This window comes from Pseudomonas sp. efr-133-TYG-103a, assembly GCF_030209235.1.
Lineage (GTDB): Bacteria > Pseudomonadota > Gammaproteobacteria > Pseudomonadales > Pseudomonadaceae > Aquipseudomonas.
The window spans coordinates 70,580-87,409 of sequence record NZ_JARVSK010000022.1 but is presented as its reverse complement, the minus strand read 5'-3'; the positions used below and the strand labels follow the sequence as shown (position 1 = coordinate 87,409).

Sequence of the window (16,830 nt, the reverse complement as noted above, 5' to 3'; positions counted from 1 at the left end):
ATGGCTGACTGCTAAATCCTCGCGAACTGGTAAACTACGCGCCCTTTACGCCTGACCCGCCTGATCAATTCCATGTTGCCGATGACCGCCTCTTCCAATGCCAGCCAGCCCGTTCAAGCCTCGCGGCGCTTCTCCGTGGCGCCGATGATGGACTGGACTGACCGTCACTGCCGATTCTTCCTGCGCCTGCTGTCGAAGAGTGCGCTGCTCTATACGGAGATGGTGACGACGGGTGCGCTGTTGCATGGCGACGCCGAACGTTTCCTGCGCCACGACCAGACCGAGCACCCGCTGGCCCTGCAACTGGGTGGCAGCAACCCGGCGGACCTGGCGGCCAGCGCTCGCCTGGCCCAGACGGCGGGCTATGACGAGGTCAACCTCAACGTCGGTTGCCCAAGCGATCGGGTGCAGAACAACCTGATCGGCGCCGTGCTGATGGGCCACCCGCAGTTGGTCGCCGACTGCGTCAAGGCCATGCGCGACGCGGTGTCGATCCCGGTCACCGTCAAACATCGCATCGGCATCAACGGCCGCGACAGCTACGAGCAGTTGTGCGAGTTCGTCGGTACGGTGCGTGACGCCGGCTGCACCAGCTTCACCGTGCATGCCCGCATCGCCATTCTCGAGGGCCTGTCGCCCAAGGAAAACCGCGAAATCCCGCCCTTGCGCTATGACGTGGCCGCGCGTCTGAAGCAGGATTTCCCTGATCTTGAGTTCGTCCTCAACGGTGGCATCAAAACCCTGGAGGAGTGCCAGGACCACCTCAAGACCTTCGATGGCGTGATGCTGGGCCGCGAGGCGTACCACAACCCGTACCTGCTGGCTGAGGTCGACCGCGAACTGTTCGGCGACAGCCGACCGTCCATCTCGCGCGCCGAAGCGCTGGCGCAATTGCGCCCTTACGTCGCCGCGCACCTGCGCGACGGCGGAGCGATGCACCACATCACCCGCCACGTGCTGGGCCTGGGAACCGGCTTCCCCGGCGCACGAAAATTCCGCCAGTTGCTCTCGGTGGACATCCACAAGACCGATGATCCGCTGGGCTTGCTGGACAAGGCTGGGGAGTTGCTGGAAGGGCGGTGATTGGCGTGTTGCAGGCGCTCTGCCTTCAGTGCACCGATCTATACCGCCTTGACTTCTTTACCTTCTGAATTGGTTGTCTAGATCGAGATAGAGTTTTCCAAGCAGGTACTCTCGATAGTCCTCTGGCACGAAGCGCAAGAGCCGAGCCTTGAGAATTCGCGGATCCAGCTTCACTGCGGTACCGTTCGTGACGCTCAGATTCTCGATCAGCTCTCTTGTTTGGAGTTGCGCTATGGCAAAGTCGATGCCTTCTTTTTCCAGAAGTTCGTAACGCTCCCGCAGGGCGAATGTGTCCATGCTGTTTATTGCAGCGGCGGACGTAGCCTTCACGCTCAGGGTAAGGCTACTGCGCTGCGAATCGAGGAACGAAACCGTTTTCACGATAGTCCCGCCCGCTGCTGAACACCTGAATGAAACGTCCTCGTCGTCGAATAACGGATGCAAGTGTTTTTTCGTTCTGAAATTAATGCTGCCTTTTAAAGTCGAATTGCAGGTGTAGCAACTGGGTATCAGATTGGTAAGCGTCAGCGCAAGGTGTGGGTAATCGGACTTCGCGTAGTAGTGATCAAGCGTCGGTCGCAGCAAACCCATCTTGTCGCGATGCAGGGTGAATGCATAGCTGTGGTGACAGTAGGGACACACTCTGAACTTCGAAAGCGCACAGAGGTTATACGCATTCCAGATCGTCTTCTTCTTTTGTGTGAAATAGGTGTAGTTGAATAGCTCACCGAGCTCGGCGAGCAATTGCTCTTGATCGGCGTCTGACAGGGTTTCCAGTACATTGTCGAGATGATCGGCCGCACGTTCCAGATCGTCTCGACGATCTGAAATCACCCAGCGTTCTACATCGGCCACGAATTTGTCGATCAAAGCGGGAGCAAGTGTGACTCGTCTATTTTTGAAGTCATTGATGATGTTCTCCAGATAGGCAGTGTGAGGTGTCTGCGCATCCTTCCAGTTATCTTTCAGGCCAATGATCACGAGTTTTGCTCTTTCATGTAGATCAGCTCGCGCTTGATAATAGGGTCCTCAATGGCCTCGATGATGTAGTCATCCTGCTCGGTCAATGTCCCTTTTTGAATATTATCGATAGTTTCGTTGATCCGTCGCGTTGCCAACTCGCCTATCGTGCTCGAGTCAAAACCGAGGTTGAGGATTTTTTGTAGCGGCGCGGCGAAAGACGGTGCCGCAGGTAGAGGCAGCCCGCGCTCGTCCAACCGGCAAATGAACTCATTCGGAACGTCTGACGTCAGCAACGGCGAGTGGCTGGCAATGATGACTTGCACATTGAGATAGCCGAACCTGGCTTTGGTTTTCTTGAGAAACTGGTTGATCTTCTGAATGTATTGCCGCTGCCACTGGAGGTGCAGAAAAGCATCCCCCTCGTCCAGCAGAATCAGCAGTTTCTTGCGCTTACTCAGCTTTTCCATCGCCTCGTGGATGCCGATAATCTGCCTGAGGATCGCTTGCTGACCAGAGCTCATGCCTGGGGGGGCAACGTTAAATATCTGACGGATTTCGGCACGTTCGAACCAGTCCCGATCCGCATCGACGTCAAGCGTATAGCTGTAAGTCAGTGGGTAATCAGGCGTTTCTTCGAACGGAAAACGCTGAAAGGTATTGTCGACTCTGGAAATGATGTCTTCAATTTTCCGACGCGTAGGGACCCGGATCGATAGGTTGTGATTGAAAGCGTTCAGTCCGCTGATCTGCACAATCGCCCAGCAGATGGCTTGAATGTCAAAACCCTTAATTTTGAACAGGTGTTGTGCAACCGTGAGCGCGGTCAGATACGTATGTGCGTCCCGCCGTAACTCCTCTACAAGGATAGAAGCAAGCCGAGCAATGCTCGATTTGTGCCGCTTTTCTGCGTGCAGATAAGCGGCTTCATCGGAGGCGAAATCCGACAGTCCTTTGAGCTTTCGCTGGAAGTTCTCTGCTTCCTCGTAATCGAAGTCTGTTGATCCGCCGCGCAGTACCTTGTTGGAGATCAACGCTTCTGCCAGGGTTACGCCTATTCGCTTGACGTCAAGCTCGATCCGCGCGGTCAATGCCACCGAAATGTTGAAGTCGACCAGAATATCCTCATGGTCAACCAGCTCGAAAAAGTTTCGGCCTCTTGACTTCGAGGCGTCCACGAAGCGCGTATATTTGGCGAGCATGGGCCCGTTCGGCGTCGGGGAGTAATAAATTACGCCCCATTCGGACAGACTTTTCGATGAGAAATACTCTCGCTCGTTGAATAAAAGTCGACAATCTTGTAATTGCGTGCGCGAACGCGGGTTGAATTTTTCTATCGTCGCTTTGAGAAATTCCGTCTTTCCCGCACCGTTTGGGCCAATGATGAGCGACAGAGAGTCGATATCGAAAATGTTCGGCTTGTTTCGAACAGCTAACAGCAAGCGCGAATCCTTGTATTGAATACTCGTCAGCATCACTAAACTCGTTACGAAGGCCTTCCGCAGTTTATTCTTGGGCGGTGTTGGCAATGATCATGATTCTAAAGTGAGCAGCAGGCTATCTGCTAGACGCCGTCACTCACACCGTTGTGCAGATTATGTGCAGAGGTACCCGCGCCGCGTCTCCAGGCCTTAGTGCATTATTGACGCCGTTCCATGAAAGTAATCGGTTCAGGTCCGGCCTTGCGCTCCTTCCTGCACGGGGATCGTACAAGTTTACAAATGGCGGCGACAGCCGTTTCACGGGTCCAGCCCACGCACCACTCGGCTGACGGTGGTCTGTATCTCGTACGCCGGCGCTTCCACGGCGTTGAAGTCCTGGGTGTAGCGCTGGGCGAATCCGTCGACGCCCCATTCCTGATATTGCTGCACGTGTTTGAGCTCGTGGGCCCACAGGGCGACGTTGTTTTCGGCGTCACTGGCGCTGCGGAACACGATGATGTCGATCAGCGTGACGGCGCCGATATCGGGATTTTGCATCATGGCGTGGGCGGCGCTGAGTTCGCCGTCGTCGCCGACCTTGTACAGCGCTGCATCGAGGACGCTGGCAGGGTACCAGCGCAGCAGTTTCTCGCGGATCTGTTCGGGAATGGGTTGGGTCAGACCGGTTGCGGCTTCGGCGCGAGACTGGCTGAGCCACAACGCCAGGGCTGGCCCGGCGATCTGGGTGATGTCGGTGGGCATGCCGCTGCCCAGTATCTGGCCGATATCGGGCAGACAGAAGCAACCGTTCAGGCAGATGAGTTTTTCGCCGGCAGGGCAGGTGGTGGGTTCGGCGGCTGCGCTTGCGCATAGACATGCCAGGAGCAGGGCGAATAGACGTGGGCGCATCGGGTTTCCGCAGAAGGGACGAGAGCGTCAGCGTAGCCTTTTGTGCGGGATTTCAGAACCGATGTCGATGAGGATTTCGACCCGGTGGGTGCAAGCGTGCTTCTGCAGAAGCCGTGTCTGTCGCCGACCACGTTTCTGCAGAAGCCAGCCTGATTGCGCTGGGTCCCTTGGCCTCAGCGCCGTCCGCTACGCGTGCTGACATCGACCCACACGGCCAGCACCAGAATGCTGCCCTTGACGATCATCTGCCAGTAACTGTCGACGTCGAGCATCGACATGCCGTTGTCCAGGCTGGTGATGACCAGCGCACCGAGCAGCGCGCCGTAGACGGTGCCGGAGCCGCCGCGCATGGACGTTCCGCCGATGAAGCACGCGGCAATCGCGTCGAGTTCGCCCATGTTGCCCGCCGAGGGCGAGCCGGCTGCCAGCCGCGCAGTGTTGACCAGACCGGCCAGTGCGCACATGACGCCCATGATGCCGAAAATCCACAGCTTCACGGCCTGCACATTGATGCCGGAAAGGCGCGTGGCCTCCATGTTGCTGCCCACCGAATAGATGCGGCGCCCGAACACCGTCTGACTGGTGATGTAGCTGAACACCCCGAGCAACACCAGCAGCAACAGCACCGGCACGGGAATCCCGTCGTAGCTGTTCAGGGTGTAGACGAAGCCCGCCAGCACGGCGCCGATGGCCAGCACCCGCACGACATCGCGCATCAGGGCGTGCGCAGCGAGGCCGTGCAGCGCACGGTTGCGACGCTGGCGCCAGGTCAGGAACAGCGTCAGGGCGAACAGCAGCACACCCAGCGTGACGCCCGCCAGCGGCGGCAGGTAGCCCTGGCCGACATACACCAGTTGCGGCGAAACCGGGGCGATCGTCGTGCCGCCGGTGATGCCCAGCAGAATCCCGCGAAACGCCAGCATCCCGCCCAGACCGACGATGAACGAGGGTATGCGCAGGTAAGCGGTCATGCAGCCATTGACAAGGCCGATCACCAACCCGCATGCCGCGACGATGGCCAGGTTCAACGGCAGCGGCACGTGGTAGACCACGTCGAGGATGGCCGCGACGCCGCCCAGCAAACCCAGCAGCGAGCCGACGGACAGGTCGATTTCGCCGCTGATGATCACCAGCACCATGCCGCACGCGAGAATCCCCGTGATCGACATCTGCCGCAGCAGGTTGGAGAGGTTGCGCGGCGTGACGAAACCGCCCTCGGTCTGCCAGCTGAAAAACACCCAGATCAGCGCGATGGCGATGACCAGCGCAAGCATCTTGTAGCGGGTGAAGAGTTGTTTGACCTGATTCATTTACGCGCTTCTCCCCACGGCATCCGGTCGATCATTATTGTTATGTCCCTGGGGCTGGCTGAGTGCGGCAGCGAGGACCTGCTCCTGAGTCAGCCCCTGATTGAGGAAGTCGCCGCGCAACTGGCCGTCGCCGATCACCAGCACGCGGTCGGAAACGCCCAGCACCTCGGCCAGCTCGGACGACACCATGATGATCGACACACCCTGGGCGGCCAGCGCGCCCATCAGCTTGTAGATCTCGTACTTGGCACCGACATCGACGCCGCGGGTTGGCTCGTCGAGGATCAGCACGCGGGGCTGGGTCAGGAGCATTTTCGCCAGCACGGCCTTTTGCTGGTTGCCGCCGGAGAGGCTGGTGATGGGCAGAAACGGGCTCGCGGTTTTCAGGTGCATGCGCGAGATTTCCTTGTCGATGCTGCCCAGTTCGGCTTCGGCGTCGATGCGCGTCAGGTGCGCAAAGCTGTCGAGCACCGCCAGGGTGATGTTCTGACCGACGCCTAGGTCGGGGATGATGCCCTGACGCTTGCGGTCCTCAGGGACCATGCACAGCCCGGCGCGAATCGACTTGAGTGGCGTCCGGGTGTCGATCGGCTTGCCGTCCAGCCAGACTTCGGCCTGATAGCGGCCCGGATAGGAGCCGAACAGGGCCGACACCAGCTCGGTGCGACCGGCACCGACCAGGCCGGCAATGCCGAGGATTTCCCCGCGCCTGAGCACGAACGAGATGTCGTCGACGCGCTTGCGTTTCGGGTTGTCCACGTCATGACACGTGACGTGCCTGGCCTCGAAAATCACCTCGCCGATGTCGTGGGGCTCGGTGGGATAGAGGTTGCTCATTTCACGGCCGACCATCTGCGTGATGATCTGCGCGATGTCCATGTCGGCCATGGCCGTGGTTGCAATGTGCTTGCCGTCACGGATCACCGAAATGGTGTCGCACACCGCCGCGACTTCATCGAGTTTGTGGGAGATGTAGACGCACGCCACGCCTTTGGCCTTGAGGTCGCGGATGATGTCGAGCAACACGTCGATTTCCGAGCGGGTCAGGGCCGAGGAGGGTTCATCGAGGATCAGCAGGCGCGCTTTCTTGTTCAGCGCCTTGGCGATTTCGACCAGTTGCTGATAGCCGCCGCCATACTGCGAAACCGGCAGCGCGACGTTCATGTCGGGCACTTTCAGCTCGCGCATCAGGGCTTCGGCGCGGTGGATCATCGCCGGGTAATTCATGCGCCCGCCGGGCAGCGTCAGTTCGTGGCCCATGAAGATGTTTTCCGCCACCGACAGGTCGGGCACCAGGGTCAGCTCCTGATGGATGATGACGATGCCGGCCGCTTCGGTTTCACTGATGGAATGGGCTTTCAACGGTTCGCCGTCCCAGAGGACTTCACCCTCCCAGGTGCCGTATGGGTACACCGCGGACAGGACTTTCATCAGCGTGGATTTGCCGGCGCCGTTCTCGCCACACAGGCCGACGCACTCGCCGGGGCGCACCTTGATATCGATCCCGTTGAGGGCTTTGACACCGCCGAAGGCTTTGACGATGCCGTTCATTTGCAGCAGGTAATCGGACATTGCGGAGTATTCCAGGACAGACCGGAGTTCTCGAGCAGGCGCGCGGCTTGCCCTGCGACTGGCTGAGAAGCCGTCGTGAAGTCAACCGAGGCGTTGTGTCAGGCAAACCACAGCGTCAGGTTTCACGACGGGGTGCCCGCCAGCCGCGGGACAAGCCACGCTCCTGCAGGTGTCGGTGCAGGGCTCACGCTGCAGCTATGGCAGCCTGCAGAGGGTGATCACTTCCCGGCGATCTGATCCTTGGTGTAGAACCCGTCTTTTTCCAGCAGGTCGATGTTGTCCTTGGTCAGCGGCGTCGGGGTCAGGAGGATGGTGTCGACCTTTTTCGTGCCGTTGTCGTACTGCGAGCTGAACGCCGGTTTCTCGTTGCGCGCCAGCTGCACCGAAAGCTTGGCGGCTTCTGAGGCGATGAGTTTCAGCGGCTTGTAGACGGTCATTGTCTGAGTGCCGTCGATGACCCGCTTGACCGCTGCCAGGTCTGCATCCTGCCCGGAAATCGGCACTTTGCCGGCGAGTTTCTGTGCGGCCAGCGCCTGGATCGCGCCACCGGCCGTAGCGTCGTTGGATGCAACGATGCCGTCGATCTTGTTGCTGTTTTTGGTCAGGGCGTTTTCGACGATGCTCAGCGCCTCGGTCGGGTTCCATTCCTTGACCCACTGCTGACCGACAATCTTGATGTCGCCCTTGTCGATGGCCGGCTGCAAGACCTTCATCTGGCCTTCGCGCAGCACTTTGGCGTTGTTGTCGGTCGGCGCGCCACCCAGCAGGAAGTAGTTGCCCTTGGGAGCCGCCTTGAGGACGCCCGAGGCCTGCATCTCGCCGACCTTCTCGTTATCGAAAGAGATGTAGGCGTCGATGTCAGCGTTCAGAATCAGCCGGTCGTAAGACACGACTTTGATGCCGGCCTTCTTCGCTTCGGCGACGGCGTTGGTCAGCACCGTGGCGTTGAAAGGCACGATAACGATGACGTCCACGCCCCTTGAAATCAGGTTTTCGATCTGCGATATCTGCTTCTGCTCATTGGCGTCGGCGGACTGGACGTAGACTTTGGCGTCCATTTTCTCAGCGGCGGCCACGAAGTAATCGCGGTCTCGCGACCAGCGTTCCAGGCGCAGATCGTCGATGGAGAAACCGATTTTCGGATGAGCCGAGTCGGCCATGACCGGAAGGCTGAGCAGGGCCAGAGCGCTGGCGAGCAGGGTGACTTTCAGGTTCTTCATTGTGGTGCGTCCTTTTATTTTTGTTTGGGGCACTTCATGAGCGTGTACGTGTTGCCGGTAGAACTGTAGATAGCTGCCGCGCGCCGCGAGCAGGGAATTGTCGTGAGAATGTAACCGGCCTCTTTACGTGCAGAGACCGGCGTTGGCCTGTAGGACCTCAGGGATAAATAAACCGGTTCACCACGCCCTCGAGCATCTCTTGCCGTCCGCTCACCGCTTTGGGGTCGAACGCGTTTGCCAATGCATGCTGCGCGAGTGATTCAAGGCTGAAGTCGCCGGACAGCACTCCTTGGCCGAACGGCGTGTCCCAGCCGGCATAGCGCTGGGTCTTGAACTGTTGCAGGACATCGTTTTCGATCATGGCGGCGGCGCGCTCCAGGGACAGGGCGAGGACGTCCATGGCGGCGACGTGGCCGTAGAACAGGTCGATTTCGTCCAGGCTCTGGCGGCGGACTTTGGAGTCGAAGTTGTAACCACCGTTGCGGAATCCCCCGGCCTTGAGAATCTCGTAGGTCGCCAGGGTCAGCTCTTCGACGCTGTTGGGGAACTGGTCGGTGTCCCAGCCGTTCTGCGGATCGCCGCGGTTGGCGTCGATGCTGCCGAAGATGCCCAACGAGGCGGCCGTGGCGATTTCGTGATGGAAACTGTGACCGGCGAGGGTGGCGTGGTTGGCTTCGATGTTGACCTTGATTTCGTTCTCGAGTCCGAACTGGTGGAGGAAGCCGAACACCGTCGCGCTGTCGTAATCGTACTGATGCTTGGTCGGCTCCTGCGGCTTGGGCTCGATCAGCAGATCGCCCTTGAAGCCGATTTTGTATTTGTGCTCGACGACCATGCGCATGAAGCGCCCCAGCTGCTCGCGCTCGCGTTTGAGGTCGGTGTTGAGCAGCGTCTCGTAGCCCTCGCGGCCACCCCACAGCACGTAATTGGAGCCTTTGAGGCGCAGCGTGGCGTTCATCGCGTTGAACACCTGAGCGGCTGCGTAGGCGAAGACCTGCGGGTCCGGATTGCTGGCCGCGCCAGCGGCGAAACGCGGGTTGCTGAAACAGTTGGCGGTGCCCCACAACAGCTGGATGCCGGTCTGCTCCTGATGCCCTTCGAGCACGTCCACCATCTGCGCGAAGTTATCGCTGTACTCCTTGAGCGACGCGCCTTCCGGGGCCACGTCGGTGTCGTGGAAACTGTAATAGTCGATGCCCAGTTTGGAGAAAAACTCGAACGCGGCCTCAGCCTTCAGGCGCGCCAGCGCCATCGCATCGCCGGGTTTGACCCAGGGCCGTTTGAAGGTGCCGACGCCGAACATGTCCGCGCCCGGCCAGACGAAGGTGTGCCAGTAACAGGCGGCCATCCGCAGGTGTTCGCGCATGGGTTTGCCAAGGATGATCTTGTCGGCGTCGTAGTAACGGAAGGCCAGGGGCGACTGGCTGGCAGGGCCTTCGTAGCGAATTCGGTCGATATCGGGAAAGCAGGGCATCGGACGTTTCCTTGTTGTTCTGTTTTTGATCTGAGGCTGCCTGGATACTAGCAACGGCCCGATGCCCGCCGATTACGAAAATCACCAACTCGGTGTTCGATTTTGAGTATTGAGATTCCCTCGGCGCAGGCCTAGTCTGTGCCGACCTGTTTCACAGGCTCGGGGAAACAACAATGAAAACCGTCCCGCCCGTTCACCGTATTGCCCTGTTGTTCAACGGCGGCAAAATCTACGATCGCGGCATCATCACAGGCATCGGCAACTACCTGAGCAGCACCCGCGCGTCGTGGGATCTGTTTCTGGAGGAAGATTTTCTCTGCCGCCTCAAGGGCATCGAGCGCTGGCAGGGCGACGGCATCATTGCCGACTTCGACGACCCGCTGATCGGCGAGGCCTTGGCTGGCAGTCGCTTGCCGGTGGTCGCGGTGGGTGGCTCCTACGAAGACGAACGGGCCTATCCCAACCACATTCCCTACGTGGCCACCGACAATTTCGCGCTGATCAAACTGGCGTACGAGCATTTGATCGAGGCCGGACTGACCCGCTTCGCCTGTTTCAGCCTGCCCGAGGCGCAAAGCAATCGCTGGGCACAGGAACGCGAGAAGGCGTTTCGCCGATTGCTCAAGCGCGATGGGTTGACTGGCGAGGTCTATCGGGGCCTGAGCACCAGCGCGCCGTTGTGGGACAGCGCCGTTGAACAGCAGATCGCCTGGCTGCAGAGCCTGGCCAAACCGATCGGCATCATCGCCGTCAGCGACGCCCGTGCGCGTCAGCTGTTGCAGGCCTGCCTGACCGCCGGCATCGCGGTGCCGGAACAGGTCGCGTTGATCGGCATCGACAACGATCCGCTGACCCGCACGCTCACCCGCGTGCCGCTCAGTTCGGTGATTCAAGGCACCCAGAGCATGGGCCGCACGGCGGCGCGTCTGCTGCATCAGATGCTGCACGGCATGCCCGCGACGGGAAGTCAGATTCTGGTGCCGCCGGAGGCAATCAATGTGCAGGCGTCGAGTCTGCATCAGCCATTGGGCAATCCCTACGTCATGCAGGCGCTGCACTTCATCCGCCAGTACGCTTGCCAAGGCATCAAGACTGCGCAGGTGGCGGGCTACGTCGGTGTCTCACGGTCTTCGCTCGAGGCGCATTTTCGCAAGGAACGAGGCTGCAGCGTGCACGATGAAATCCTGCGCTTCAAACTGGCCGCCGCCGCGACACGGCTGGAAAAGACCGATTCGGCCATCGCCGACATTGCTCAGCATTGCGGTTTCAAGTCGGCGCAGTACCTGCACACCGTGTTCCGTCGCGAATTTGGCTGCACGCCGCGCGAGTACCAGCAAGGGGCCGGGGCAGCGATTCACTGAGCAGATTGATTACACGACGCCCCGCGGGCGCGGCGTCGGACGACAACATACGACTGCAAATAAAGACAACATCACAGGAGTCATCGATGCATCCGATTCGTTTAGGGCTGGTGGGGTACGGCAAGATCGCGCAAGACCAGCATGTGCCGGCGATCAATGCCAGTAAGCAGTTCAAGCTGGTGTCCGTCGCCACGCTGGGAGCGCCGTGCCCCGGCGTCGATAATTTCAGCTCGCTGGCCGACCTCCTGGAAAACGGCCCGCCGGTGGATGCCATCGCGTTCTGCACGCCCCCTCAAGGTCGCTTCGCGCTGGTGCAACAGGCGCTGAAAGCAGGCAAGCATGTGTTGGTGGAAAAGCCGCCGTGCTCGACCCTAGGCGAGGCCCTGGCGCTGATCGATGAGGTCAACGCGGCGGGGGTCAGCGGCCTGTTCGCCTGGCATTCGCGGTTCGCCCCGGGCGTGTCGAATGCCAGAGACTGGCTGCACGGCAAGACCCTGAAGCAGGTGCGCGTGGACTGGAAGGAACAGGTGCGCAAGTGGCATCCCGGTCAGGCGTGGATCTGGCAGGCGGGCGGCTTGGGGGTGTTCGATCCGGGGATCAATGCGCTGTCCATCGTCACGGATCTGCTGCCTGACGCGCTGTTCGTCGAAGCTGCTGCGCTGAGCGTGCCGAGCAATTGTCAGTCGCCGATCGCCGCCTCGTTGCAGATGCGTTCAGGCCCAGCGGTGCACGTGGTGGCCGAGCTGGATTTCGATCACAGCGTGAATGAGCAATGGAGCATCGAGCTGCACTGCGAGGAGGGTGTGATGCGCCTGGACGCCGGTGGCGCGCAGGTGGCTATCGACGGGGTCAGCCAGCCGGTGGCCGAGGAGGGCGAGTATCCGGCGATGTACCGGCACTTCGCGCAGCTGATCGCCGATCGGCAGAGTGATCTGGACCTGCAGCCGCTGCGCATCGTCGCCGACAGTTTTTTCGTCGGCAGCAAACAGACGGTGGCTGAGTTTCACGAGTAACGGGTGAGCGCTGGCAGGCCCCGTGAGGTGACCTGCCGGGCTTCAGAACTGGGCGACGCCTGCCAGTGCGATGGAAAACGATACGATCAGCATCAGCAGAAGGGTCATGTTGACTGTCATGGGTGAAAATCCTTGTCCGGTTTCGAATCAATGGCGCCATGATCCCGGTTTGCCGCCCTGAATTGAACGGCGCCCGTGCGGATGATGGCTATCGACACAATCGATAGTTCAGGACTTGAGCGCGTCGCAACGCCTGTGCTTGACGGGCCCGCGAACGCCGCTAGAGATTTTTCAGCATCTCCCAGAACGACGCGCCGACGCCGGTAATGCTCTCGCCGGCGATCAATCCTGCGGCAGCGGTGATCGCGAAACGCTCGGTCACGCTTGGCCACCGGCGGCTGATCGCCCAGGTCAGCACCGCGCCAAGGCCCATCATCAGCGACGTCGACGCAGGCAGCACGAATGCCAGCCCCAGCGCTGCCGTACTGGGCAGCCAGCGGGCCAGGCGCTGAGGCAGCAGGCTGTCCAGCGCACCCAACAGCACGCCGACGAATCCGCCAACAAAAATGGCCCAGCGAACATCCGGCGGCAGCGACTGCAAACCGTGGGTCAGCGTCTGCGCGACGGCCTTCCAGGTCGCGACGGCGGGCGCCGGCCATTGCTCGGTCAGCAACATGTGCTGAGGATCGGGAATGAGCGTGATGTAGACCAGCACGCCGACCACGCTGCCGATGGCGATGCCGATGCATTGAGCGATGACCTGCTTCTTCGGTGTCGCGCCAATCGCCAGGCCCACCTTGAAATCGTTCATCAGGTCTGTGGACTGTCCGGCCGCGCCGCCTGCGGTATTGGCGCTCATCAAGTTGATGCCCACCTGGCCCGGCGCGACGAGGCCGAAGGTTAGTTGCGACAGTTTGCCGATCGCGCCTATGGGAGCGATGCCCGTGGCCCCGACCACCCGCGCCGCCACCACGGCCAGGCAGATCGCCAGCGGGATGCTCAACAGCGCCATCCACACGTCGATGCCGAACAGCAGCGCCTGCAGCGTCACGACCAACGCAATCGACAGGACGAGCCCCAGCGCCGGCGGCCAGGCGAAGGGCGCCCGGGCCTGCGGCATCGTTGCGTCGGCGCCAGGTTCGGTCGAGCGTGCCGGCGGGCTGTGGAACAGCCGCACGCCCAGGGATGTGAGGGTTGCGCAAACCATCAGGCTCACGCCTGGCCACAGCAGCCATTCCACCAGCCGGGCGAATTGCGGCCCGCTGGCATCCGGGGCGAGGGTCACCAGACCGCTGTCGATCAACCACGGTCCGAGACCCGCCCACGCCAGCAATGCACCCAGCAGCAGTGTCAGCCCGACACGAATGCCGATGATGCCGCCAAAACCGATCAACAGCAGCGACGGATCCAGGGTGAAGGTCAGCCGCTCCAAGTGTGCCGTCGGCGCCCAGCGCGGTATCGCCCACACGAAGTCATCGACCCATTTGAGCAAACCCGACAACAGCGCAGCACCGAACAGCACCTTGATCCGGGACACGGCTTCGCGGCCGTGATGATAGATGTGCTGCAGGGTCTCCAGCGTCGCCATGCCCTCGGGAAACTTCAGGCCATGGTCATTGAGCAGCGTGGGACGCAGATACCAGGCGATCCAGATGCCAAGAAAACTGACGGAAAACACCCACGCCATCATCGGCAATGGGTCCAGTTGCTGACCGGTCAGCAGCGTGTACGCAGGAATCGGCGCGACCAGCCCGCTGGAGATGATCGACGCTGCCGCCGACGCCACCGTCTGGTTGATGTTGCTCTCATGAAGTGTCCAGGGCGCCAGGTTTCGGTTGCGCCCCAGACTCTGCCAGATGCCGAAACCCACCAGCAGCGCGATGATCGACATGTTGAAGGACCAGCCGATTTTCAGCCCCGCATACACATTCGAGGGCGTCAGCAGAATGCCTAACACGGCACCGGTCAACACGGCGCGAGGGCTCAGTTCACGCTCGACGCGCAGGGGCAGCGCGCTGGTCGAGCCGGACGTCGAAGCGGTTGCGGCGGGGTAAAGGCCCATGTCAAATCCTGTGCGGGAGGTCGGGAGCGGGTCTTGAACTAGGGAGCCCCGTCGCGGCGGAAGGTTCAGCCAGCCGATGACCGGGTCGCGCCCGAAGGCTCGCTCCAGACGGCCGGTGCTGCTACGGTATGGGCGTTTTCGACGACCTGCTTTCAAGGACCTCCATGCCCTCCGCACCGATCCGCATCACCGCCGAACAGACCCTCTCTGACAATTGGGGCGTGCTGAAAAAGTACAGCTTCGACCTCAAACGCCGGGACGGCAGCTGGCAGCCGCAGACACGTGAGGTCTACGACCGCGGCAACGGCGCGACCATCCTGCTGTACAACCTGGCCCGGCGCACGGTGGTCCTGACGCGGCAGTTCCGCCTGCCGGCGTACGTCAACGAGCACGACGGCTACCTGATCGAGGCCGCGGCCGGCCTGCTGGACAACGCCAGCCCCGAGGAGCGGATCCGTCTGGAAGCAGAAGAGGAGACCGGTTACGCGGTCCGCTCGGTCAAGAAAATCTTCGACGCGTTCATGAGCCCCGGATCGGTCACCGAGCGGATTCACTTCTTCATCGGCGAATACCAGCCCCACGACCGGGTCAGTGACGGCGGCGGTCTGCAGGAAGAGGGCGAGGACATCGAGGTGCTCGAGCTGGGCTTCGATCAGGCCATCGCGATGGTCGACAGCGGCGAAATTGCCGACGGCAAGACCATCATGCTGCTGCAGTACCTGGAGCTGCGATTGATGCGCTGAATGCGGTCGTCGCGAGCGCTGACTGAGGGCTGTAGGCGCTGGACATTGCAAAGGAAGTCGCAGCGGATGACGTTGAGTGCGCTCCATGCGCTCTAGCCCGGATCAGCGTCAGCGCAATCTCACGCCGTACGCTCGCACGATCTTCGAATATTGCGGCAGCGGATGTGGGTAAAGGGTTTGTCGACCTTTCATGTATTTGAGGGAACGTGATCTTGTCGCTGCAGTTTTATTCACTCATAAACAAGATAAATGTTTAGCTGACCGTCAAAGGGATATTGCCAATATGGCCGTTTGGGTAAATAGCGGTCACCCCGACGATTAGAAGTTTGTCGGCTCCAGTTTATATTTCTTCGTCCAGTGTTGACAGGGATGCTTGATTGAGCTTGAGTTTGACTATGTCGAACTCCCCGGAGGACTTGTTCATGAAACTGGCCATCATTGTCATGTGCTGTTTCGTTTCGGCATGCAGTTCCGATAGCTCACTGAATCCCGCAAAAGCAGCGCGTGATCTTGACTTGGTAAAGTCAGGACGATCCAGCGGCATTGTGGACGATGAAAGTTTGCAAAAAGAACAACTCGAAGTATTGTTCAGTCCGTCCGTGGGGCAAGCGGCCAGTCCGGCCTATCGAAATCAGGTTCAATCCCGCCTGCTGGCGAAGTCCGATATTAACTGCAATCAGTTCATCGAGGCCGTGGATACGCGACGTGCCGCCAACAACGTCAGTTTAGGTTTCTTTGCCACGGCCACTGCGACCGCAGCCGCAATAGTTGCAGGCCGCGCCGGACAGAATCTGGCGGGTGTTTCCGCCGTTACTTCCGCGACACAACAATCGATCAATGATGAGATGTTTGCAGGTATTTTAATGCCGAATATTGTAAAAGAAATTCGCACCTCCAGGTCTGTGCTGCGGGATGCCATTTCGTTGAAATTCGGCGAGCCAGTCAGCAGCTACAGTTATTATACGGCGGTCTCGGACGTTATTTATTATCACAATCTGTGCTCGTTGACCGTGGCACTGTCTTCGATCGTCAGTAAAGCCACTGCGCTGGAAGCGCGCAAGACTGTGAGCACGACGGAAATGCTTGCGGCATTGGACGCAGAAATATTAACGACCCGCAACGCAATTTTGAGTAGCGACCTTGGGTTGACTGAAGCGCAGAAAAAACAACTGAGAGAGGACCTGGTAAGGCAATACCAGCGGCGATCTGAGTTGGTGAAGACATTCGCATTGCCAAGCCGATCCGAATCCTCTTCGGAACAAGGGGAAGGCAATGGCAGACTCCCGAGTGCAGATGAGTCCAAAACGGACTTGCCGCCTGCGGGGGGGAAAGGAAACGCCCCGGTTGAACAAAAATCTCCCAATGGAACCGCTGTCACCGGTAAGGCAGGGGCCAGTGGTGGAGCGGTGCCCGAGAAGTCGCTACCCAGGCCCAGCGGTGCAGCGGCGGCAGGTGCCGAACTCTTGCTGAAGTGATGCCGCGCTTTGGTTCCCAACTCCATTCACTGCGGACGCCCGCCGACCGATGACGTTATGTATCGACACCGACACATTTTTTTCACCGCAAAAAATCCCGCCATGCGCTGAGTGGGCTGCATCGTCGCGGCAACGGCCATCCCCGCGCGAGCTTCTGATTCCGGGCATCCCGGCCGTTCTGCCACTGTTTCGCCGCCATCTTGGCGACCTCTCCGCGACATTTCCCA

General features: G+C 60.1%; 13 protein-coding genes. 5 read left to right on the top strand and 8 right to left on the bottom strand.

Annotated features, from left to right (window positions below; translation table 11 throughout):
• Positions 1-81 precede the first annotated feature (81 nt).
• On the top strand, positions 82-1,083 hold the full coding sequence (gene dusA / locus QRN36_RS18970) for a tRNA dihydrouridine(20/20a) synthase DusA (RefSeq protein WP_285425540.1): 1,002 nt from the start codon (positions 82-84) through the stop codon (positions 1,081-1,083).
• 57 nt (positions 1,084-1,140) lie between these two features.
• Here the strand turns inward: dusA and QRN36_RS18965 are convergent, their stop codons facing one another.
• The 7 genes from QRN36_RS18965 to xylA form a co-directional block, all read right to left on the bottom strand.
• A complete protein-coding gene (locus tag QRN36_RS18965) occupies positions 1,141-2,064 on the bottom strand; it encodes a hypothetical protein (RefSeq protein ID WP_285425471.1) in 924 nt (307 codons plus the stop codon).
• Entirely contained in the window at positions 2,061-3,518 is a 1,458-nt protein-coding gene (locus QRN36_RS18960; RefSeq protein ID WP_285425470.1) for an AAA family ATPase, read from the bottom strand. The genes QRN36_RS18965 and QRN36_RS18960 overlap by 4 nt, the downstream gene beginning before the upstream one ends.
• A 264-nt stretch (positions 3,519-3,782) precedes the next feature.
• Positions 3,783-4,373 carry a DUF4157 domain-containing protein gene (locus QRN36_RS18955; RefSeq protein ID WP_285425469.1) on the bottom strand — a complete coding sequence of 197 codons (591 nt, stop codon included), beginning with the start codon at positions 4,371-4,373 and terminating at the stop codon, positions 3,783-3,785.
• Between the two features lie 173 nt (positions 4,374-4,546).
• Entirely contained in the window at positions 4,547-5,683 is a 1,137-nt protein-coding gene (locus tag QRN36_RS18950; protein ID WP_285425467.1) for a sugar ABC transporter permease, read from the bottom strand.
• Positions 5,684-7,255, bottom strand: coding sequence for a D-xylose ABC transporter ATP-binding protein (gene xylG, locus QRN36_RS18945; RefSeq protein WP_285425466.1), 1,572 nt, complete (start codon positions 7,253-7,255; stop codon positions 5,684-5,686).
• 218 nt (positions 7,256-7,473) lie between these two features.
• On the bottom strand, positions 7,474-8,475 hold the full coding sequence (gene xylF, locus QRN36_RS18940; protein ID WP_285425465.1) for a D-xylose ABC transporter substrate-binding protein: 1,002 nt from the start codon (positions 8,473-8,475) through the stop codon (positions 7,474-7,476).
• Between the two features lie 157 nt (positions 8,476-8,632).
• Entirely contained in the window at positions 8,633-9,949 is a 1,317-nt protein-coding gene (gene xylA, locus QRN36_RS18935) for a xylose isomerase (protein WP_285425464.1), read from the bottom strand.
• Between the two features lie 173 nt (positions 9,950-10,122).
• On the opposite strand from xylA, the gene QRN36_RS18930 reads away from it, so the two are divergent.
• Positions 10,123-11,310, top strand: a complete 1,188-nt coding sequence (locus tag QRN36_RS18930; protein ID WP_285425463.1) for a DNA-binding transcriptional regulator — start codon at positions 10,123-10,125, stop codon at positions 11,308-11,310.
• An 86-nt stretch (positions 11,311-11,396) separates the two neighbouring features.
• Positions 11,397-12,323 carry a Gfo/Idh/MocA family protein gene (locus tag QRN36_RS18925; RefSeq protein WP_285425462.1) on the top strand — a complete coding sequence of 309 codons (927 nt, stop codon included), beginning with the start codon at positions 11,397-11,399 and terminating at the stop codon, positions 12,321-12,323.
• A gap of 280 nt (positions 12,324-12,603) precedes the next feature.
• Here QRN36_RS18925 and QRN36_RS18920 read toward each other — a convergent pair whose 3' ends face one another.
• Complete coding sequence (locus QRN36_RS18920; RefSeq protein WP_285425461.1) at positions 12,604-14,385, bottom strand: OPT family oligopeptide transporter; 1,782 nt, start codon at positions 14,383-14,385, stop codon at positions 12,604-12,606.
• A gap of 164 nt (positions 14,386-14,549) precedes the next feature.
• Here QRN36_RS18920 and QRN36_RS18915 point away from each other — a divergent pair, with 164 nt between their 5' ends.
• The gene (locus QRN36_RS18915) at positions 14,550-15,128 is read left to right on the top strand and encodes a GDP-mannose pyrophosphatase (RefSeq protein ID WP_285425459.1); all 579 of its coding nucleotides are present in this window, start codon (positions 14,550-14,552) and stop codon (positions 15,126-15,128) included.
• A 422-nt stretch (positions 15,129-15,550) separates the two neighbouring features.
• Positions 15,551-16,603, top strand: coding sequence for a hypothetical protein (locus tag QRN36_RS18910; RefSeq protein ID WP_285425458.1), 1,053 nt, complete (start codon positions 15,551-15,553; stop codon positions 16,601-16,603).
• Positions 16,604-16,830: the final 227 nt, after the last annotated feature.